General features: G+C 65.7%; 13 protein-coding genes. 6 read left to right on the top strand and 7 right to left on the bottom strand.

Going from position 1 to position 20,534, the window contains the following annotated elements:
* Position 1 precedes the first annotated feature (1 nt).
* On the top strand, positions 2–985 hold the full coding sequence (gene mltG / locus SBI20_RS06780; protein ID WP_317974344.1) for an endolytic transglycosylase MltG: 984 nt from the start codon (positions 2–4) through the stop codon (positions 983–985).
* A gap of 341 nt (positions 986–1,326) precedes the next feature.
* Complete coding sequence (locus SBI20_RS06775; RefSeq protein ID WP_317974343.1) at positions 1,327–1,956, top strand: 2'-5' RNA ligase family protein; 630 nt, start codon at positions 1,327–1,329, stop codon at positions 1,954–1,956.
* Between the two features lie 28 nt (positions 1,957–1,984).
* Here SBI20_RS06775 and SBI20_RS06770 read toward each other — a convergent pair whose 3' ends face one another.
* Positions 1,985–4,369, bottom strand: a complete 2,385-nt coding sequence (locus tag SBI20_RS06770; protein ID WP_317974342.1) for a TonB-dependent receptor — start codon at positions 4,367–4,369, stop codon at positions 1,985–1,987.
* Between the two features lie 536 nt (positions 4,370–4,905).
* Here SBI20_RS06770 and SBI20_RS06765 point away from each other — a divergent pair.
* Together SBI20_RS06765 and SBI20_RS06760 are read left to right on the top strand one after the other, a co-directional pair.
* Positions 4,906–6,402, top strand: coding sequence for a hypothetical protein (locus SBI20_RS06765; protein WP_317974341.1), 1,497 nt, complete (start codon positions 4,906–4,908; stop codon positions 6,400–6,402).
* Between the two features lie 331 nt (positions 6,403–6,733).
* The gene (locus tag SBI20_RS06760; RefSeq protein ID WP_317974340.1) at positions 6,734–9,175 is read left to right on the top strand and encodes a TonB-dependent receptor; all 2,442 of its coding nucleotides are present in this window, start codon (positions 6,734–6,736) and stop codon (positions 9,173–9,175) included.
* Positions 9,176–9,242: 67 nt separating this feature from the next.
* On the opposite strand, the gene SBI20_RS06755 is transcribed toward SBI20_RS06760, so the two are convergent.
* Both SBI20_RS06755 and alr read right to left on the bottom strand, forming a co-directional pair.
* Entirely contained in the window at positions 9,243–10,493 is a 1,251-nt protein-coding gene (locus tag SBI20_RS06755; protein WP_317974339.1) for a D-amino acid dehydrogenase, read from the bottom strand.
* On the bottom strand, positions 10,490–11,602 hold the full coding sequence (gene alr / locus SBI20_RS06750; protein ID WP_411911500.1) for an alanine racemase: 1,113 nt from the start codon (positions 11,600–11,602) through the stop codon (positions 10,490–10,492). Before alr ends, SBI20_RS06755 begins: the two co-directional genes overlap by 4 nt.
* A gap of 170 nt (positions 11,603–11,772) precedes the next feature.
* Between alr and SBI20_RS06745 the strand changes: the two genes are divergently transcribed.
* Positions 11,773–12,243: an Lrp/AsnC family transcriptional regulator gene (locus SBI20_RS06745; RefSeq protein WP_317974337.1), complete on the top strand. Its 471-nt coding sequence runs from the start codon at positions 11,773–11,775 to the stop codon at positions 12,241–12,243.
* A 54-nt stretch (positions 12,244–12,297) separates the two neighbouring features.
* Here SBI20_RS06745 and SBI20_RS06740 read toward each other — a convergent pair whose 3' ends face one another.
* Positions 12,298–14,052, bottom strand: a complete 1,755-nt coding sequence (locus tag SBI20_RS06740; protein ID WP_317974336.1) for a sensor domain-containing diguanylate cyclase — start codon at positions 14,050–14,052, stop codon at positions 12,298–12,300.
* 575 nt (positions 14,053–14,627) lie between these two features.
* On the opposite strand from SBI20_RS06740, the gene SBI20_RS06735 reads away from it, so the two are divergent.
* Entirely contained in the window at positions 14,628–15,695 is a 1,068-nt protein-coding gene (locus SBI20_RS06735) for an AI-2E family transporter (RefSeq protein ID WP_317974335.1), read from the top strand.
* Positions 15,696–15,744: 49 nt separating this feature from the next.
* Here SBI20_RS06735 and SBI20_RS06730 read toward each other — a convergent pair whose 3' ends face one another.
* From SBI20_RS06730 to betB, 3 genes are read right to left on the bottom strand one after another with little or no spacing between them, the layout of a single operon-like run.
* On the bottom strand, positions 15,745–17,430 hold the full coding sequence (locus SBI20_RS06730) for an APC family permease (protein WP_317974334.1): 1,686 nt from the start codon (positions 17,428–17,430) through the stop codon (positions 15,745–15,747).
* A complete protein-coding gene (gene betA / locus SBI20_RS06725) occupies positions 17,427–19,094 on the bottom strand; it encodes a choline dehydrogenase (protein WP_317974333.1) in 1,668 nt (555 codons plus the stop codon). Before betA ends, SBI20_RS06730 begins: the two co-directional genes overlap by 4 nt.
* Positions 19,081–20,487, bottom strand: coding sequence for a betaine-aldehyde dehydrogenase (betB, locus tag SBI20_RS06720; protein WP_317974332.1), 1,407 nt, complete (start codon positions 20,485–20,487; stop codon positions 19,081–19,083). Before betB ends, betA begins: the two co-directional genes overlap by 14 nt.
* Between the last annotated feature and the right edge of the window lie 47 nt (positions 20,488–20,534).

Below are 20,534 nucleotides of genomic sequence, written 5' to 3'. Positions count from 1 at the left end.
CATGATCGCCCGTATCGGTCCTGTCCGATTGGCCATTCTGGGGGCGCTGCTCCTGATGCTGGGCTGGGGGGCCCATTTCTTCTGGGGCTGGTATGGTCCCGGCCCGCTCGACAAGGAGACCTCGTTCGTGGTGCCCGATGGCGCCAGCGTGGGCTCCATTGCGGGCAAGCTTGAAGCCGAAGGGGCGATTGCCTCGGCCAGCACTTTCCGCGCGCGGGCGCGCCTGCTGGGGGCCAAGGACCCGATCAAGGCGGGTGAATTCAGCCTGCCGGCCCATGCCAGCGGCTCGACGATCCTTCTGATCCTGCAAGGCCGCGAGGGCGTGATGCGGCGGCTGGTCAATGTGCCCGAAGGGATGCCCTCGGTCATGGTGGCCGAGCGCCTGATGGCCCAGCCCCTGCTGACCGGGCCCGTCGCCGTGCCCGCCGAAGGCAGCGTGCTGCCCGACAGCTACGACTTCCGCCGGGGCGAGGCGCGCAGCGCCGTTCTGGCGCGGATGCAGGCGGCGATGACCACCACGCTGGCCAAGCTGTGGGCGGAGCGCGGCCCCGACACGGTCGCCACGACGCCGCAGGAAGCGGTGATTCTGGCCTCCATCGTCGAGAAGGAGACCGGCAAGCCTTCGGAGCGCAAGATGGTGGCCGGGCTCTATTCCAACCGCCTGCGCAAGGGCATGCGGCTTCAGGCCGACCCGACGATCATCTATCCGATCACCAAGGGCAAGCCGCTGGGCCGCCGGATTCTCGCCTCGGAAATCCACGCCCGCAACGATTACAACACGTATACGATGGCGGGCCTGCCCAAGGGGCCGATCACCAATCCGGGCCGCCTGTCGATCGAGGCCGTGCTGCACCCGGCCCAGACCAAGGCGCTCTACATGGTGGCCGATGGCAAGGGCGGGCATGTCTTTGCCGACACCCTCGAACAGCACAATGCGAACGTCGCCAAATGGTTTGCCCTGCGGCGATCCCGTGGTGAGTTGTAAGAGCCCGACCCAAAAGTCCTTCGGGTCGGTTTGGCGGGTCTTTTGCCCCACCACGGCGTCGGCTGTTCGCCACGATGCTTCCAGCATCGCTGGGCTCGCAGCCTTCTTGTGGTGACCCAAAATCCCTCGCCAAACCTCCGCCGCCCGACTTTTGGGTCGGGCTCTAAGCTGGATTTAACCTTTAGAGCTGAGTAAAAGGCCTTAGGGAAACTTACGGATTTGCCGATTGATACCCATCATTCCGGCTGTTCCGGGGTTTCCCGACCTTTCACAATACACCCTGCACCCTGCTCTCGTCCGGGATCGACCCGGCCAGACCGGCGCAACGCGAGAGGCTGGACATGAACCGGAACGACACGGGCCCGGCCCCGCGCGCGCTGCATGTCCAGCCTCTTTCACAGACACAGGCCCAGACGCAGACCCCGTCACAGGCCCCGGCACAGCCCCCGTCACAGGCGCTCATCGTCACGGCGCAATTGCCCCACGGCCTGTTTTCCAGGCTCGAAGGCTTGCGCCGCGCGCATTATCCGCCTGCGCGCAACCATGTGCCTGTCCACGTCACCCTGTTCCACGCGCTGCCTCCCTCGTCGCTGGGGGAAGTGCGCGGCCTGCTGGCGCGCGCGGCGCGTGGCGCCCCTCCCGCCGCGCAGACGCGGGGGGTGTTCGACATGGGGCGCGGCACCGGTATCGCGATTGCCAGTCCCGCGCTCGCGGACTTGCGCGAGGAGCTGGGCCATGCCCTGCATGGCCTGCTGTCGGCGCAGGATCAGGGGACCTTGCGCTTTCATGTGACCGTGCAGGCCAAAGTGGACCGGGCCGAGGCCCGCGCGCTTCAGGCGCAGTTGCAGGCAGGCTGGCGCGACGAGGCTTTTGCCTTCCCCGCGCTCGCCCTGCACCGGCTGGTGCCCCGGCCCGGAGGTGGGGCGGGATGGGACACACTGGGCGAATGGCCGTTTCGCGGCCATCGCTGAGCCTGCGTCCATCCCGCTTGCCGGCACGTCAGAACTCGTAGCCGAACGTCGCGCCATAGGTGCGCGGCGCCATCAGGGTGCCCCCGATGGTGCGGCTGGTGGCCACGGCATAGCTGCCGGCCCAGACCAGCTTGTCGGTCAGGTTCTTGACCCACAGGTTGATCGAACTGCGCCCGTCCGAATGCTTGTAGCGGACATTGGCATCGATCAGCGTGTAAGCTTTCTGCGACAGGCGATCATCGTTGAATTCGGTGTGATACTGCTTGGACCGGTAGGCGATGTTGGTGCCCAGCGTGACGTTGGCGCCGCTGGCGAGGGGGATGCGGTAGGTCGGGTTGAAGTTGAGCGTCCACTTGGGGCTCATGCGGGTATAGTTGCCCGAGAGGTCTTCGGGCACGACGGTGCTGGCATTGGGGCCGAACAGCACCGGGTCGAGCGGGTTGGTCGAGTGGAAGTCGGTGAACTTCGAGTTGAGATAGGCCGCTGAAAGATCGAGCGCGAGGGCGCGGGTGGCCTGCCAGCGGAATTCCACTTCGGCGCCATACGAGCGCGAGGCCGCCGCATTGTCGAGCGAACTGGCGAAATAGGGTGCGACGGGGATCGGGAAGGAGCGCTGGAACTGGCCGTTCTTGAGCTTCTGGTAGAAGATCGCGAGGTTGGCCTGAAGGGTGCCCTTCGAATACTTGATGCCGCCTTCGAAGGCCTCGACCTTTTCGGGGTTCACGAAAGGCGTGGTCGCCGTGGCGCTGCGCCGCGCGCCGATTTCAGCCGTGCCCGACTTGAACCCGCGCGACCAGTTGAAATAGAGCATCACCGGGTCGGACGGGCGATATTCGAGGCCCGCCGAAGGCGAGAAATCGGTCCAGGTCTTGCTGGTGTTCCACTGCAAGGGGTCGAGCTGGAAGCCGGTGGCTGCGGTGCCGATGCCCGCATTGTTGGCGACGTGGCGCTTTTCCCACGAATAGCGCCCACCCAGCTTGAGCGAGAGCTGGTCGGTCAGGTCGTAGGTGGCATTGGCGAAGACGGCCCAGGTCTCGATATCGAGCTTGCCGTCGAACTGGACGCGATAGGGATCGGTGTCGGTCAGCACGTCGTAGCCGATGTGGTTTTCGACGCGGATGTGTTCCTTGAGGTAGAAGGCCGCGAGGATCGCGTGGAGGCGCTGGCTCTCGTAGTTGGCCTGGAGTTCCTCGCTGAACTGGTGCTGCCAGACCGGCTGCCAGTGGTTGGCGCTGGTCTTGACGGCGTTGGTCTGGGCCAGCGGATAGCCGGTGTAGCTCGAAATATCGAAATCCTGGAAGAAGTAGGCGCGGAAGTCGCGATAGGAGGTCGCCGACTTGATCGTGAGCGCATCGCTGGCGTCATAGGTCGCAACGCCGGTGAACGCATATTGGCGGCGGTCGTTGATCGGGTCGAGGTTGGTGTTGAGGTCGCGCACGTTCTTGGCGAAAGCGGCCTGGCTGCCGTCGGGATTGGTGCGCTGGCCCAGCGCGGTCAGGCTCGGGATGGTGGTTCCCGGAAACGAGACCTCGCGGAATTTCACCGCCAGCCCGCGATCCTTCTCGGTGTGCAGCTCGCCGGTGAGCAGGATCGAGAGCTTTTCGGTCGGTTCGAGCATCAGGTGCCCGCGCACCGACCACTGGTGGGCATTGTCGATGGTGTTGCCGGTGAATTCGTTGACGCCATAGCCGTCGCGGTCGATCCGCTGGACGGCGATGCGCGCGCTGATCCCGTGGGCGAGGGGGCCGCTGATCGCCGCATCGGTCTGTGTGAGCAGGGCCTCGCCGCCGATGGTCTGGCGCACATAGCCGGTCAGGTGGTCGGTCGGCTTGGCGGTGATCAGGTTGATCGCGCCGCCGGTCGCGTTGCGGCCATAGAGCGTGCCCTGGGGGCCGCGCAGCACTTCGACGCGTTCGAGGTCGAACATCGAGCCCAGCTGCGCCTGGGGCAGCGAGACGACCACGCCATCGACATGGAAGGCCACCGAAGGATCGACGCCGGGCAGCGAACTGGACAGGCCGATGCCGCGGATGAACAGCTTGGCGAAGTTGAAGTCGTTGCCGAAGCTGATCGAGGGAACCAGCGTCTGGAGACCTTCGAGGGAGACGGTGTTGTTGGCCTGAAGCTGGGCGGCGCCGACTGCGGCGACGGAGAGCGACACGTCGGACAGGGCCTGGGCCCGCTTTTGCGCGGTGACGATGATCTCGCCGGGGATGCCCGTGGTGGAGGCGGGTTCCTCGCTCGATTGCGGCTCGGTTGCAGCCTGCGCGGACGGGGAGGGCGCAGCTTGAGCCATGGCCGACGGGCTCGCGGCGATCTGGGCGGTGAGGGCCAGAGCTGTGAGGGGGTGGGTGGCAGCAGACAGCAGGCGCGCACGCAGGGGTACGCGCGCAAGTGCGCGAATTTCAGGCATCAGACATCCTCTCACTCATTGGCGCATTTTTGCGCTTATCAAAATTCTGGCGCCGCAACCGGGCGGGCACCTTCATTCCGGCGTCGCAATTCTGTTACGATTCATAACAATCTAAAATGGAAAATCACCGGGCACAAGGCCTTTGTGCGAAGGCGATTCCAAAATCCGGGGTTGGGGGAGCGGGTGGTTGTTTTCAGGCCAAAATGCCGGGCCGTCCGGTGGCGAATGCCGCGCAACGGGCGCGTTTTTCAGCCCTGTCAGGTGCCTCAGGCGGCGGGGATCGGGACGAGTCGCACATCGTGCATTGCGCCATGCCGGGATGACCTGTCCGGGCAGCCGGCCCGCAAGATTCCGATGGACACCGTATTGCTGCGCAAAGACCTTGAGGGCCTGGTCCTGATTGAGGCGGCAACCGGGCCCTGTCGTGAAATTCCCGGTTGCCCGCGCGCCTGATCCGGCACAAACGTGCGGCCCCGGCTTCCTGACCGCATCCCGGCGGGCTGCCGGTCGGCTCTGGCAAGGTTGCACTGCGTTTCATGCGTACGTTCGATATTTTTGACACCCTGATTGCAAGGCGTTGCATCGACCCGGCGCTGGTCTTCGAGATTGTCGAACGCAAAGTGGGCAGGCCCGGCTTCGCGCGTGCGCGCCGTCAGGCCGAAAAGGTGGTCAGCGAGCGCGATTACACCCTCGATGACATCTATGCCGAACTGGCCCGCTCCGGGTTCTGTTCGCAGGAGGAAGCCAAGGCCCTGAGCGAGGCCGAGATCGACACCGAACTGGCCCAGGTGATCCCGATCCGCGAGAACATGGACCAGGTCCGCGACGGCGACATGCTGATCACCGACATGTATCTTCCGCTCCGGGTGATCAAGGCGCTGCTGGCAAAGGCCGGGTTCAAACGGAAAGTGGGGATCCTGCTGTCGAGCCATGGCAAGCGCAACGGCAAGGTCTGGCGCGACCGGACCCTGTTGCCCGACACCAGCCTGCACATGGGCGACAACTGGCGCAGCGATATTGCCAATGCGCGCGCCGCCGGGTTTCGGGCCATGCACACCACGCTGAGCGCGCCCACGCAGGCCGAACGCGCGCTCATGGGCCATGGCTATGTCCAGTTGGCGCGGCTGGTGCGCGAGGCCCGGCTGACCTTGTGTGGCACGCAGGGGGACGCAGGGACCGGCGGGCAGACCTCGCGCGATCGCATCCGGCTGCTTCAGGTCCAGTACAACCTGCCCATGCTGGTGATCATCTCGCATTACATTGCCGGGGAAGTCATCGCCAAGGGCTATCGCAACGTGCTGTTTTCCAGCCGCGACTGCCTGTTCCTCAAGGATGTCTACGAGGCGCTGGCCGGTGACACCTGCCGCGCCCGCTCGCACTATTTCTACACGAGCCGGGTCTCGCGCCTCAACGCGAGCGAGGACTATCTGGCCTATTTCCGCTCGATCGCCTGCGACAGGTCGCTGGTGGTCGATCTGTGCGGGACGGGCTGGTCGCTCCACCAGCTCTATCGCCATGCCGGGATCGCGCCCGATACTTTCATGTTCCACTTTCTGGGCAACCGGCTGGCCACGCGGCTGCGCTATCGGGCGATTGCGCGGTCGCAGGGCACGCTGGCGGTCGGCTCGCTGATCAACGGGCTGAGCAGCCTGTGGATCGACCAGTCGCTGCTGGAGATGGCCAACTACAACGGCATGGGCATGACGCTCGATGTGCGCAAAGGGGCGGGCGCGCAGGACGGTGCGGACACCATGTACCCGGTTCTCGAAGACCCTGACTTTCCCGAGGCGGCGCAGGCCGATATCGAGGTCATCTGCCAGAGCGTGCAGCATTTCGTCGACCTGTTGCGTGGCTCTGACCGCGAGGCCTTGCGGGCGGAGATGGGCGCCCATGCGAAGCAGCGCCGCTCGATCCTGTTCCTGCTCTATCGCGCCCTCGTGCGCGAGGCGCAGGCCCTGACCGGGCTCATCGCCTATCATGGCGAGCAGGATGCCCGGACGGTGGAGCGGTTGCGGCAGGTGGGCGCTGCCTGAATCGGCCCTGGATCGGCATTTTGCGCCGGCAAGGGCATGATTTGACGCTGGAAAGGCCGCTGTTCCGGGCATTCTGGAGCCGGTTTCACGGGCTCCGGGTGTCAGGACAAAGGGCTCTGTGCGTCAAATATCGAGGCTTGTCCGCGCGCCCCTGTTAACCCACTTTTACCACGCAGACACCGGCGGCACCGTCGGGTCAGGCGACCGCGGGGCCGATGGAGCCGGTGCGGCGTGCCGGGTCCGGCGTGATCCGGGGGATGGGGTGGGGAAGGCCAGGGACCGAACGAAACAGGCCGCGCAACCGGCCGTCAAAAAAGCTAAGGGGCTCTCCGTGAGGATATCGCAACAAGTCCGCAAGACTTTCACCAGCTCGTTTCTGGCCATCGCCGCCGTGATGGCCGGTCAGGCCCATGCGGCCGAAAGTGCTGTCGAAAATGGGGGCGATGCCGCCGTTCCGGGCGTTCAGGGAGGGCCGACGGACGCCGCTCAGAACAACGGGCAACTGGGCGAGATCGTGGTTTCGGCCGAGCGCACCAACACCACGCTGCAAAAGGCCAATCTGGCGGTCACCGCCGTTACCGCCGACTTGCTCAGGCAGAACAACATCACCGAGATCGGCGGCCTCAACGGCAGCGTGCCGGGCCTTGTCGTGGCCTCGGGCAACGGGGGCGAGCGCAATATTGCGATCCGCGGCATCGGTCTGGGAACGCCGGAAAATCCGGCCACCCAGTCGGGCGTGTCCTATCACATCGACGGCGTCTACATCTTCAATTCGATTGCCGCGAACGCCGCCTTTTCCGATGTCAGCCAGATCGAGGTGCTGCGCGGGCCGCAGGGCACGATGTATGGGCAAGGCTCGACCGGGGGCACGATCAATGTCGTCTCGACCCAGCCGACCACCGACAAGCTTTCGGGCTATGTGGATGCCGGATATGGCAACTACAACTACGTGACGACCAATGCCGCGCTCAACGTGCCGATCACCGACACGCTGGCCGCGCGCGGCGCGATCCAGTTCATGAAGCACGACGGCTATGCCAAGGCGACCGACGTGGCCGGGCAGCCCGGCTATCCGCTGAGCGATGCCAACACCATCAGCGGCAAGGCCTCGATCAAGTGGACGCCGGGCACGGTGTTCAGCCTGCTGCTCAGCACGATCCAGTATCGCGGCGATGCCAATGGGGCCGAGCAGAAGAACGTGCTCGATCCCAATCCCGATCCGCGCAAGGTGACCCAGGATTTCCCCGGCACCAGCTATGTGCGCACGCAGCTCTATTATGGTGTCGCCAAGCTCGATTTCGACGGGTTGGTGGCGACCTCGATCACCAGCTACCAGAAACTGCTGTCGCGGCAGGGCTGGGATGGCGATGGCCTCAACCAGGCGCTGTTCCTGCAATATCAGGGCGCAAACACCGGCGGGGCGGCCTATGACCATATCGCCCTCTGGCAGCAGCAAGCCAAGTCGTGGACGCAGGAAGTCAACCTGGCCTACGACAAGGGCGGGCGCTTCAAGGGGATCATCGGGGGCGTCTATCTCCACAGCCGCAACAGCAGCTATATCAACGAATATAGCGCGGCCACCGGCGACGGGCTCAATGCGCCGCTGGCGATGCACACGGCCTATGACGATCCGCTGATCTCGGCGCTGCAATATGCCGAGCTTTCGTCGATCACGCGCGATTCCTTCGCGTTCTACGGGCAGGGCACCTACAAGCTGACCGACCGCCTCTCGATCACGGCGGGCCTGCGCTACAACCGCGACAAGTACGTGGGCGAGAGCGACAGCATTTCGGGTGGACGAAGCTCGCAGACCTCGGGGGTCTATCTCCAGCCCAGTTCGTCCGGCCCTGCCAATATCAGTGATGCGCTGACCTGGAAGGCGGCGGTCAACTACGACATCACGCCCGTCAACATGGTCTATGTGAGCTATACCCGTGGCTACAAGCCGGGCGGGGTCAATACCAATGCCGGTCGGTTCGGGTCGTTCATCTCGATGGGCAACCCCTATGGCGTGCAGGGCAATTTCAACAAGGAAACCGTCGACAGCTTCGAGATCGGGTCGAAGAACCGCTTCTTCGGCAATCGCCTGCAATTCAATGCGGCGGCTTTCTATTATCTCTACAAGAACATGCAGTTCATCAACGACGACCCGATCCTCTATTCCTACGGGATCGGCAACGTGCCGATGGCGCATATCTATGGCGGGGAGTTCGAGGCCGACTGGCGCGCGACCGAGCATCTCCGTCTGGACGGCAACCTTTCGCTCCAGCACGGTTCGTTCACCGACGATTTCCAGGCGCTCAACCCGATCACCGCAACCGCGGCGCAGGCGGCGGCAGGCTTTGCCGGGACCGGCGGCTTTTATGGCAACTACTATGCGGCCTATCTGTCGCGTGCGGCGGCCTACCAGAACGTCAAGGGCAATGCCGTGCCCAACATGCCCACGGTGCAGGGCAGCGGGGCGATCTCGTGGACGGGGCAGGCGGGGCCCGGCAAGTTGATGCTGCGCGCACAGTACCTTTACCGTGGCGGCTTCCAGTCCAACGTCTTCCAGTCGGCCTGGTATGACAAGACGCCGCACTATTCGCAGGTCAACCTCTTCGCCAACTACGATTTCGTGGGCACCGGGTTCTCGGTCTCGGCGACGGTTACCAACCTGTTCAACGTCGACGGCATTTCCTCGCGCTTCACCGATCCTTACGGTACGCATCAGGTGTTCAGCACCTATATTCCGCCGCGTCAGGCGCTGGTTTCGGTCAAGTACGCGTTCTGATGGCAAAAAAAGGGGGGCAGGCCTGCGGGATCGTCCGCAGCCTGCCCCCTCTTTTTCCGGTCTGGCGTCAATAGCGGCTGAGCGCGAGGTCGGCCGCTTCGATGGCCGGGCGCTTGCCGCCGATGATGTCGGCGATCACATGGGCCGAGCCGCAGGCCATCGTCCAGCCCAGCGTGCCGTGCCCGGTGTTGAGGAACAGGTTGGGCAGGCGGGTGGGGCCGATGATCGGGGTGCTGTCGGGCGTCATCGGGCGCAGGCCCGACCAGAACGTGGCCTCTTTCATCGCGCCCGCGCCGGGGAACAGCGAACTGGCCGACATTTCGAGCGTGGCGCGCCGGGCTGCGGGAAGATCGGTGTTGAAGCCCGAGATTTCGGCCATGCCGCCCACGCGGATGCGGTTCCCCAGCCGGGTGATCGCCACCTTGTAGCTCTCGTCGAGCAGGGTCGAGACCGGGGCATGGGCTTCCTCGACGATGGGCACGGTCAGCGAATAGCCCTTGACCGGATAGATCGGCAGGTGAAGCCCGAGCGGCGCCATCAGGTGGGGCGAATAGCTGCCCATGGCCACCAGATAGGCATCGGCAACGACCGGGCCCTTGCTGGTTTCGACGCGCACGATCCGGCCTGCGTCCTCGACCATGGCGGTGATCGTCGTGTTGTTGAGGAAGGTCACGCCTTTGGCCCTGGCCATGTCGGCCAGCGCATTGGTGAACTTGAAGCAGTCGCCTGTCTCGTCGTTGGGCAGCAGCAGGCCCCCGGCGATGGGCGCGGACGAGCGGGCAAGGCCCGGTTCGGTCGCAATGCAGCCCGCGCGGTCGAGCACCTCGAAGGGCACGCCATCGGCCTTGAGCACGGCGATGTCCTTGCCGATCCCGTCGAGCTGCTTCTGCTCGCGGAAGAGTTGCAGCGTGCCCTGCATGCGCTCATCATAGGAAATGCCGGTTTCCTCGCGCAGCGCGGCCAGGCAGTCGCGGCTGAATTCGGCGAGGCGGACCATGCGACTCTTGTTGATCGCATAGGCGCTTTGCGTGCAGTTGCCCAGCATCGCCACCAGCCAGCGCAGCATCGCCATGTCGGGCTTGGGGCGCAGGATCAGCGGGGCGTGATCCATCATCAGCCAGCGCAGCGCCTTGAGAGGAATGCCCGGCGCCGCCCAGGGCGAGGCATAGCCGGGCGAGATCTCGCCCGCATTGGCAAAGCTGGTTTCCAGCGCGGGGCCGTCCTGACGGTCGATCACGACGACTTCGTGTCCGGCCTGCGCCAGATACCAGGCCGAGGTGACGCCGATGACGCCGCTGCCGCAAATCGCGATTCTCATGCGGGAATGCTCCGCTGTTCGGGGGTGGGGGGAGAGGTGAGGCCAGGGGCGGGCAGGACCACGCGCTCGTACCGGCGGCTCAGTTGGGTGAGGATTTCATAGGAGATCGTGCCCGCATCGGCGGCGACCGCATCGATCGTCTGGTGCGGGCCGATCAGTTCGACCGGGGCGCCGGGATAGAGGTGTTCGGGCGCGATGTCGGTCACGTCGAGGGTGATGCTGTCCATCGAGACCCGGCCCACGACAGGCACCCGCGTGCCCGCGATGAAGGCCGATCCGCGATTGCCCAGGCACCGGGGCCAGCCATCGGCATAGCCGACCGGGATCGTGGCGATGCGCGTCTCGCGGGTGGTCTGGAAGGTTAGGCCATAGCCCACGCCCGTGCCCGCCGGGATCGTGCGCAGTTGCGCGATCCGCGCTTCGAGCGCCACGACCGCGCGCATCGGGTTGGGGCCGGTGCTCGGGGTGCCCCCATAGAGCGCGATGCCCGCCCGCACGAGGTTGAAATGGCCGCGCGACTGGAACGCGCCGCCGCTGTTGTCGAGGGCAAGGGGAACATCGGGGAAGCGGGCGGCGATCGCGCGGAAGCGGGCTTCCTGTGCGCCATTGGCCGGGTCGGCAGGGTCATCGCCACAGGCCAGATGGCTGATCAGCCAGCGCATGTCGAACCGGGCGAGCAGTTCGGGCCGGGCGAGCAGGGCGTCGATCTCCTCGGGGGGAAGGCCCATGCGCGACATGCCGGTATCGACCTGGAGCACGGCGGGCAGGCGGCGGCCCAGCCGTTCGGCCTCCGCGCCCCATCGGCGGGCCTGATCGAGCGAGTTGAGCACGGGGATTGCGCCGGCTTGTGCGCAGGCTTCCTCGCCGCCGGGCAGCAGGCCGTTGAGGATATAGACCGGAACCGGGCCCACATGAGGGATCAGGGCCTCGGCCTCGCCCTGAAGCGCGACGAACAGGTGTTCGCACCCCGCCGCGATCAGGGTTCGCGCGACGAGGGCCGCGCCAAGGCCATAGCCATCGGCCTTGACCACCCCGCCCACGCGCGCCGGGGCGACTTGCGCGCACAGGGTCCGGTAATTGGCGGCCAGCGCCGCCAGGTCGATCGTCAATCTTGCTCCGGCTGCCATCGTGCCCCTCGTCTGCAACGCGGCCAGGCAGGAAAGGGCCGCGATCTGTGATCAATGGTATCGCATGTCCTGTCAAATAGGCTGCCTCATATTGGCATGATCGATCAATTTATGCCACTGTACGCATGATTGAACGGGGGATTTGACACGATATGTCTTCGTTGATGGACGATACCGACAGCGCCATCCTGCGGATTCTGCGCGCCGACGGGCGCAAGCCCAATTCCGAGGTGGCCCAGGCGGTGGCGCTTTCGCCCTCGGCCTGCCTGCGCCGCATTCGCATGCTGGAAGAGCGCGGGATCATTCGCGGCTATACGGTGGTGACCGGCTCGGACGTGGAGGAGGGGCGCGGGGTCGACGTGGTGGTGCAGGTCACGCTCGACCGGCAGACCGAGGACTATCTCTCGCGCTTCGAGAATGCGGTGCGGCAATGCCCGGAAATCCGCGAATGCTTCCTGATGACCGGCGACGTTGACTACTGGCTGCGCGTGCGCACCGAGAGCGTGGCGGCCTACGAGGTGATCCATGGCGAGGTGCTCTCGCGCCTGCCGGGGGTGACGCGGATCAATTCGAGCATTGCCATGCGCGATGCGCTTCGCCCGCGCAGGCGGGGGCGAAACTGACCAAGGTGCCCGCGCAGGCTGGCGCGAAGCTGGCAGGTTGGCCCGCGAAGGGGGTCAGGCCAGCCGGACGGGTGTGTCGGATGCGGTGCTGACCCCGTCGCGTCCGGTGCGCTTGACATCGTAGAGCGCCATGTCCGCCGCATCGAACAGTTCGCCGCGGGTCATCCCTTCGCGATATTCGGCCAGCCCGCAACTGATCGAGGCCAGGACCCCGAGCTTGCCGTGGCGGTAGACCGGCTGGTTGCGGATGGCCGCGGCGATGCGTTCGCAGGCCTTGCGTGCGGTCGGCAGGTCGCAGCGGAACAGGATAGCAAATTCGTCGCCGCCCAGCCGCCCGACCAGATCGGTGCTGCGCGAACCGGCGCTCAGGCGGGCGGCGATTTCCTTGAGCACTTCGTCGCCCACCGAATGCCCATACTGGTCGTTGACCATCTTGAAATGATCGACATCGATCAGCGCGAGCACGAGCGGGCCATCATGGCGGACGATGGCGGGGGCCAGGTGGCTGCGGAAGCCCTTGCGGTTGAGCACCCCGGTCAGGTCGTCGGTCTCGACCATGCGGACCATCGCGGTTTCGCGCTGCTTGCGCTTGGTGATGTCGCGCAAGGTCGCGACCACGCCCGAACGGGCACCATCGGTCTCCAGCACGCCGACCGAGGCTTCGAGAATGGTGCCCGGATGCCCGACCGGCTCGAAGTCGGCGCCGATGGCCTCGTCGCCGGTTTCCAGTGCGCTGGCAATGAGATCGGCGAGCCGGTCGCTGGTCATTTCCGACAGTTCGTCGAGCGACTTGCCGACCAGGCTGGCCGAATCGAGGCCGAGTTGCTCGCTCAGCCGCCCGTCGGCCCAGCGGCAGGTGCCGGCCATGTCGAAGGTAAGCACCCCGTCGGGAGACTGCGAGAGGATCTGTTGCAGCACGAGGCGCTGCTCGGTCAGCCTGTTGTGCGCTTCGGCCAGCGAGGAAACCACGGCAGCCACCGGCAGCGCCGTGCACAGGATCGTGCCGAGATAGACCTGGAAGAAGACGGCCTGGATGGCCGGGCTGTGCCGGATCAGGACGACCGGGCCGACATCGAAGTAGCCCGCCGTGGCCCCTGCGGCAGCGACCATGATCACCCCGGCCACGGCCCCCAGCTTGCCCAGGCGGAAGGCCAGCAGGAGCAGCGAACTCATCGGCAGGAACAGGATCGGCAGCGTGGACTGGCAAAAGACCACCGCCAGCACGGATGCATGCAGGACGAGCAGGGCGAAGCCCTCGAAGCGGCCGGAGGGCGATTTCTCGCGCAAGCAGGCCCAGTAGCTGCCGTCGAACACCGCCTTGAAGAACGGCGCGCCGATCAGGAACCCCAGCGCATTGCTGGTGTACCAGCGCAGGAACGAGGGGATGAACGGTTCGCCATAGCTGGCCAGCGAGACCATCGAGCCAAGCAGCGCGCCCATGGCTGGCGCCAGCAGGCCGGCCATGAGCAGGAACCGCAAGGTCGCGCGACCGTCGCTGAGCAGGCCCCGGCTCGCGTCATGGCGGTCGATCAGGGTGGCGGCCAGAAAGGTCTGTCCCATGTTGATCGCGCCATAGAGCACGATCCCGAACGACCAGTCGCGGGTCAGGGCATTGCCCAGCAGGTTGCCCAGCCAGCCTGCCGCCAGCAGCATGGGCCAGTGGCGCCTGGGCATCAGCAGGAGCAAGGCCAGCACCACCGCGTCGGCGGGCCACACGGTCGCATGGTCGCGCCCGTCGCTGGTCATTGTGATGGTGGTTGCTGCCAGCAGTGCATAGCCGGCAAATGCCAGCAGCAACGCGCGTACCATCGATGGAGCTTGATCGGTGCTGGAATGCGGCGTCGGCATGTCTTGGTCATGAACGAAATGGGTTAATGCGTCGTAAGCACAAACCGTGATGACGGTGAGCCTGGAGAAGCCAGGTTCGGGAACCGGGGTTCGACAAACGCAATGCCGGCAAGGATGCGCCAGAGCCTGATACACGCGCTGTGCATAATTCGACAAGTTGCCGTCTTTCAGAAATGGGGGACCAATTTGGCGACTTTTTCGAGCCAGCGACTTTTGCCTTTCCGTGCCGATAGATGAGCGCCATGAAAGACCGGCATGACTTTGTAATAAAAGGTTTCCGCGTGATCGACAAACCGGTGCCCGGGTTTCACAGGCGGGGCCTGGGCCATCCGGGAAAGCGGGAGACCGGGAGGGCGCATGCTGTCTGACAGGGTTGTCTGCATGTATCGGGCCGGTCGATGCTGCACCCGGATGCGCTGCGCGGACGCGGTGTGACGGTGCATTCGGGCGGTGATTTCGAATCGGCTTGTCCGGCGCAAGACTTGCCGTGTCAGGCATCCGCGCGACAATGGCGCGATTCGATGGAGGAGACGAGGATGTCGGCGCGGGGGTTCTTCGTGGCGCTGGTGGTGGCGACGAGCCTGGCCTTTGCCTGGCTGGTCATGCCTTTTTCCGGGGCGATCCTGTGGGCGGTGGTGGCCGCGGTGCTGTTCGCGCCGTTTCATGCCCGGCTGCTGGCCGCGATGCCGGGGCGGCGCAACCGGGCGGCGCTGGCGGGGCTTGTGGTGATCGTGGTCGTGGTGGTCGTGCCCGCGATCCTGCTGGGGCTGGCCCTGCTCGACGAGGCGCGCGCCGTCTATGCGCGGATCGAGCGGGGCGGGATCGATCTGGGCACGCTGTTCGACCGGGTTCAGGCGATCCTGCCCGGCTGGGCACGCGACAGGCTGGTTCAGGCCGGGCTGGGTGATGTCGACGGCCTGCATGCCCGCTTCGACCGGCTGATGACCAGCAGTTTCCAGACCATGGCGGGCCGGGTGCTGAGCATCGGGCAGGGGGCGCTCGGTTTCTTTCTGGCGCTCGGGGTGATGCTCTATCTCACCTTCTTCCTGCTGCGCGACGGGCGGACGCTGGCCGCGCGCGTCGAACGGGCCATTCCCCTGCCGCCCGATCTGCGCGCGCTGCTGCTCTCGCGCTTCGTCACGGTCGTGCGCGCGACGATCAAGGGCAGTCTGGTGGTGGCCGTGCTTCAGGGGCTGGTCGGCGGGCTCACGTTCTGGCTGCTGGGGCTTCCCGGCGCGCTGCTCTGGGGGGTGGCGATGGGGGTGTTTTCGCTGTTCCCGGCGATCGGCACGGGCATCGTATGGGTGCCGGTCACGCTGGTCCTGCTGGCCTCCGGGGCGATCTGGCAGGGGGTGGCGCTGTTCCTGTGCGGGTTCTTCATCATCAGCAGCGTCGACAATATCGTGCGGCCCGTGCTGGTCGGGCGCGATGCGCAGATGCCCGATTATGTCGTGTTGATCGCCACGCTCGGCGGGTTCGAACTGATGGGCTTCAACGGCTTTGTCGTCGGCCCGATGATCGCCGCGCTGTTCCTCGCGGTCTGGGATATCGTGATCCGCGAGAATGCGCGGGAGGATGAAGAAGGGGCCATCGGGCACCCGTGAAGGGGGCCCGCTGGTTGTTCCTCGGTGGTTGTTCCTCGGGGGTTGTTTTTCAGTGCAGTCTGGACAGCATGTGCGCGGTGACAATCACCGCCGCGCAGGCCGCCAGCGCCAGCCAGGGCAGGATGCCGGCCTTGCGGACCATGCGGCCCTGTTCGTCGCGGGCATAGTCCTCGACCAGCGCGTGCGGGAACATGCCCTTGTCCTGGACATAGTGGCGATAGGCAAAGACCGGCACGATGAACAACAGCGCGACCAGCCCGTTGCGCAAGGTGCCCATGCCCCACACTTCGGCGCCCGCGCCCATGAAGACCATGTTGACGAAGCCGAAGCCGCAGCCCAGCGCCAGAAGCCAGGTCGGCGCGCGGAACGGACGCTCGCGCTCCGGGCGGTCGATCCGGTGGATCCAGCCCGATTGCAGGTTGAGGAAGTTGAACGCGAGGTAGCACACGTTGCTGATCATCAGCACCGCGAAGTAGTCCGAGGCGAGCAGCAGGACGAGGTTGAACCCGAGGTCGGTCCACATCGCCGCCGTGGGCGCGCCATGGTCGTTGACGCGCGAGAGGTACTTGGGCAGCCAGCCATCGACCGAGGCCTGGTAGAGCGTGCGCGACGAGCCCATCATCGAGGTCATCACGATCAGCAGCAGCGAGAGGATCAGCATCGCGATGAACACGCGGGTCACCAGCATGGCCGTCGGGCTGCTGGCCGCCGCGCCCATCGCCTTCACGAGGATCGAGGCGAGCGCCTGCGCCACGCCCGAGCCGTCGTAGATGCCCGGCGAAAGCATGTTGTCGAGCCCGAGCGAGGCCTGGAAGGCGAGGGGCACGAGCGTGAAGATCAGGATGCACAAGACGCCCGAGGCCAGAATCGCGCGCGGCGTATCGCGCGCCGGATTGCCGAATTCGCGGGTGTAGCACACGGCTGTTTCAAAGCCGTAGGTCGACCAGCCCGCGCCGAACATGGCGCCCGCCAGAAGCGTCAGCCCATAGACATCCCAGGTTCCGAAATGGGGTGCGCCAGTGGCATCGCGCAGCAGGGGGAGCAGCGGGAACAGCCGGTCGGCGGGCAGGTCGCCAGTGATCAGCGGGACCAGCCCCACGAGGATCAGCGGCGCGAGGCAGGCCACGCCCAGGATCTTCTGGACATAGGCCGCGCGCGCGGCGCCGTTGTGCTGGAGCACGAAAGTGATCAGCAGGAACACCGTGGCGATCAGCGAGACCGCGTTGATGCGCAAGGTCAGCCCTTCGCGGATCATGCCCAGATCGACCAGCGTGATCTGCCAGTGGACGATGGCCGCATCGGGCCCGAACAGCACGGCCATGACATAGCCCGCGCCAAGGCTGGTCGCGAGCGCCAGCACCGGCGACCAGGCCAGCCAGTTGGCCCAGACCGAGACCGGGGCCACGAACTTGCTGTAGGGCAGCCAGGCCGCCGCCCCGTAGACCGAGGCCCCGCCCGACTTGTGCGGGTAGAGACCGGCGATCTCGGCATAGACGAAGCTCTGGACGAACCCCATCAGGATCGAGGCGATCCACACCACCCAGCTTGGCTGGCCGATGGTGGCGGCAATGCCCCCCATCGTCAGCAGGACGCCCGCCGGAACCCCCGAGGAGGCCCAGAACGCGCCCTTCCAGTCGAGCGAGCGATGGAGTTCGCCCGTGCCCGGTTCGCCATGAGGCGGATGGAGCACGTCGCCCGGTCTGGCTTCGGCCAGGGTGATGTCTTCGCCGATCATCGCTGGCTGGTTTCCCAGTTGGGGTTCACATAATAGGGTTCGTTGGCCGGGGGCAGCATACCCTTGCCCAGGACGTGGTCGGCGCCCTTTTCACCGATCATGATGCTCGGCGCGTTGAGGTTGCCGGTGGTGATGCGCGGCATGACCGAGCTGTCGATCACGCGCAGGCCCGCCACCCCGATCACCTTCAGTTCGGGATCGACGACCGCCATGGGGTCGTCGATGGCGCCCATCTTGCAGGTGCACGAAGGGTGCAGCGCGCTTTCCAGCCGTTCGCGCAAGAATTCGTCGATCTGCTCGTCGGTCACGCAATCGGCGCCCGGCTGCATCTCGCGCCCGCGGAACGGGGCGAAGGCGGGTTGCTGGAAAATCTCGCGCGTCAGGCGCACGCAGGCGCGCATCTCGGTCCAGTCGTCGGGATGGCTCATGTAGTTGAAGCGGATGACCGGATGCTCGCGCGGGTCGGCGCTGCGCAAGGTGACGGTGCCCCGGCTCTTGGAGCGCATCGAGCCGACATGGGCCTGGAAGCCATGTTCGCTCGCCAGCGACGAGCCGTCGTAGTCGATGGCCATCGGGAAGAAGTGGTACTGGATGTCGGGATACTGGATCCCCGCGCGGCTGCGGATGAAGCCGCACGATTCAAAGTGGTTCGATGCGCCAAGGCCGGTGCGGTGGAGCATCCACTCGGTGCCGACCTTCGCCTTGCCCACCAGATTGGCGTGGCCGAACAGGGTGATCGGCTGGGTACAGGCCATCTGGAAATAGAATTCTAGATGGTCCTGAAGGTTGGCCCCCACGCCCGGACGGTCGGCGAGGACCGGCAGGCCCAGCGCGCGCAACTCTTCTGCCGGGCCAATGCCCGAAAGCTTGAGCAGCTGGACCGAATTGATCGGCCCGCCCGAAAGGATCACTTCCTTGCCCGCACGCACTTCGTGGGTCTTGCCGCCACGCTCATAGGCGATGCCCACCGCGCGCTTGCCCTCGAACAGGATGCGCGAGGCCAGCGCATGCTGGATCACGGTCAGGTTGGGGCGCTTCATCGCCTCGTAGAGATGGGCCTTGGCCGACGAGCAGCGTTCGCCATCGCGCACGGTCATGTCCATCCGGCCAAAGCCTTCCTGACGGAACCCGTTGTAGTCCTCGGTCAGCTCGTAGCCGGCTTCGACCGCCGCATCCATCCAGGCCTGGTGGAGCGGGTTGTCGAGCGTGCCATAGGTGGTCGAGAGCGGGCCGCTGCCGCCGCGATAGGCATTGCCGCCTTCCTTGCGGGTTTCGGCGCGCTTGAAATAGGGCAGGACTTGCGCATAGCCCCAGCCGCGCGCGCCCGCTTCCTCCCAGTGCTCGAAATCGAGCGGGTTGCCGCGCACATAGACGAGGCCGTTGATCGACGAGGAACCGCCCAGCCCCTTGCCGCGCGGGCAGTGCAGGCGGCGGTTGTTGAGGTGGGGTTCGGGCTCGCTGTGATAGCCCCAGTTCCACCGCTTGGTGTTCATCGGATAGGCGAGCGCGGCGGGCATCTGGATGAAGATCGAGCGGTCGGAACCGCCCGATTCGAGCAGCAGCACCTTGTTGGTGCCATCCGCGCTCAGCCGGTTGGCCAGCACGCATCCGGCGCTGCCTGCGCCCACGATGATATAGTCGTAGCGGGGCTCAGTACGGGGCATCGATTGGCTCCATCGCGACATAGACCGACTTCAACCGGGTGTAGTGCTCGATGGCCGCGCGGCTGTTCTCGCGGCCAAGGCCCGATTGCTTGTATCCGCCGAAGGGCAGCTCGATCGGCGTGATGTTGTAGGTGTTGATCCAGCAGGTGCCCGCTTCGAGGAGCGCGATCACGCGGTGGGCGCGGGTGAGGTCGCGGGTGAAGACGGCGCCCGCCAGCCCGAATTCGGTGGCATTGGCCCGTTCGAGCACTTCGGCCTCGTCGGTGAACGAAAGCACGCTCATCACCGGGCCGAAGATTTCCTCGCGCACGATGGTCATGTCGTCGGTGCAGTCGGCAAAGATCGTGGGGGCGACGAACGCGCCCTTGTCGCATGCGTTGGCCAGCACGCGGTATCCGCCGGTGACGAGGGTGGCGCCTTCGGCCTTGCCCTTCTCGATGTAGCCGAGCACCTTTTCCATGTGGCCTGTCGAGATCAGCGCGCCCACATGGGACGCCGGATCGAGCGGATCGCCCACGATCATCGCCTCGGTGCGGGCCTTGAGCTTGTCGAGGAAGGCCGCGCGCACGCTTTCATGGACAAAGACGCGCGTGCCGTTCGAGCAGACTTCGCCCGCCGAATAGAAATTGGCGAGCAGCGCGCCCGAGACGGCATTGTCGAGATCGGCATCCTCGAACACGATCAGCGGGCTCTTGCCGCCCAGTTCGAGGGTCACCTGCTTGAGCGTGGCGGCAGCGTCGGCCATGACCTTGCGGCCCGTGCCCACTTCGCCGGTCAGCGAGACCTTGGCGATGCCCGGATGCAGCGTGAGCAGGCGGCCAGTGTCGCCAAAGCCCTGCACGACCTGGAACACGCCCTCGGGAACGCCGGCCTCGATATAGATCTTTTCCAGCTCGATGGCGGTCAGCGGGGTCAGTTCGGCGGGCTTGAAGATCATCGCATTGCCGCAGGCCAGCGCCGGGGCCGACTTCCAGCAGGCGATCTGGATCGGATAGTTCCACGCGCCGATCCCGGCGGTCACGCCCAGCGGCTCGCGGCGGGTATAGCCAAAGGCGCCCGCGCCCAGATCGACATGCTCGCCCGCGATCGTGGCGGCGATCCCGGCGTAATACTCGATGCAGTCCGCGCCCGAGAGGATGTCGACGGCGCTGGTTTCCTGGATCGGCTTGCCGGTGTCGCGCGCTTCGAGCAGGGCCAGTTCGTCGTTGCGTTCGCGCAGCAGGTCGACCGCCCGGCGCAGGATGCGCCCGCGCTCGGTGCCGGTCATCGCGCCCCAGATCTTCTGCGCAGCCTTGGCCTTGACGACGGCGGCGTCGATATCGGCGGGCCCGTCGATGCGGATGCTGGCCAGAACCTCGCCCGTGGCGGGGTTGATCGTATCAAAATGCGTCATGTCGCTGCCTATCTGCAAGCAATGGATCGAAGCAGCCTGCACGGGGG

This window comes from Novosphingobium sp. IK01 (genome assembly GCF_033242265.1).
In the GTDB taxonomy this organism is placed as follows: Bacteria; Pseudomonadota; Alphaproteobacteria; order Sphingomonadales; family Sphingomonadaceae; genus Novosphingobium; species Novosphingobium pituita.
The sequence above is the reverse complement of the archived record's forward strand: the minus strand, read 5'-3'. Positions and strand labels throughout refer to the sequence as shown.

Bases quoted from the DNA above. Each gene is read 5' to 3' on its own strand.
- mltG (WP_317974344.1), top strand. From the start codon at position 2: ATGATCGCCCGTATCGGTCCTGTCCGATTGGCCATTCTGGGGGCGCTG.
- SBI20_RS06775 (WP_317974343.1), top strand. From the start codon at position 1,327: ATGAACCGGAACGACACGGGCCCGGCCCCGCGCGCGCTGCATGTCCAG.
- SBI20_RS06770 (WP_317974342.1), bottom strand. From the start codon at position 4,369: ATGCCTGAAATTCGCGCACTTGCGCGCGTACCCCTGCGTGCGCGCCTG.
- SBI20_RS06765 (WP_317974341.1), top strand. From the start codon at position 4,906: ATGCGTACGTTCGATATTTTTGACACCCTGATTGCAAGGCGTTGCATC.
- SBI20_RS06755 (WP_317974339.1), bottom strand. From the start codon at position 10,493: ATGAGAATCGCGATTTGCGGCAGCGGCGTCATCGGCGTCACCTCGGCC.
- SBI20_RS06745 (WP_317974337.1), top strand. From the start codon at position 11,773: ATGTCTTCGTTGATGGACGATACCGACAGCGCCATCCTGCGGATTCTG.
- SBI20_RS06740 (WP_317974336.1), bottom strand. From the start codon at position 14,052: ATGGTACGCGCGTTGCTGCTGGCATTTGCCGGCTATGCACTGCTGGCA.
- SBI20_RS06735 (WP_317974335.1), top strand. From the start codon at position 14,628: ATGTCGGCGCGGGGGTTCTTCGTGGCGCTGGTGGTGGCGACGAGCCTG.
- SBI20_RS06730 (WP_317974334.1), bottom strand. From the start codon at position 17,430: ATGATCGGCGAAGACATCACCCTGGCCGAAGCCAGACCGGGCGACGTG.
- betA (WP_317974333.1), bottom strand. From the start codon at position 19,094: ATGCCCCGTACTGAGCCCCGCTACGACTATATCATCGTGGGCGCAGGC.
- betB (WP_317974332.1), bottom strand. From the start codon at position 20,487: ATGACGCATTTTGATACGATCAACCCCGCCACGGGCGAGGTTCTGGCC.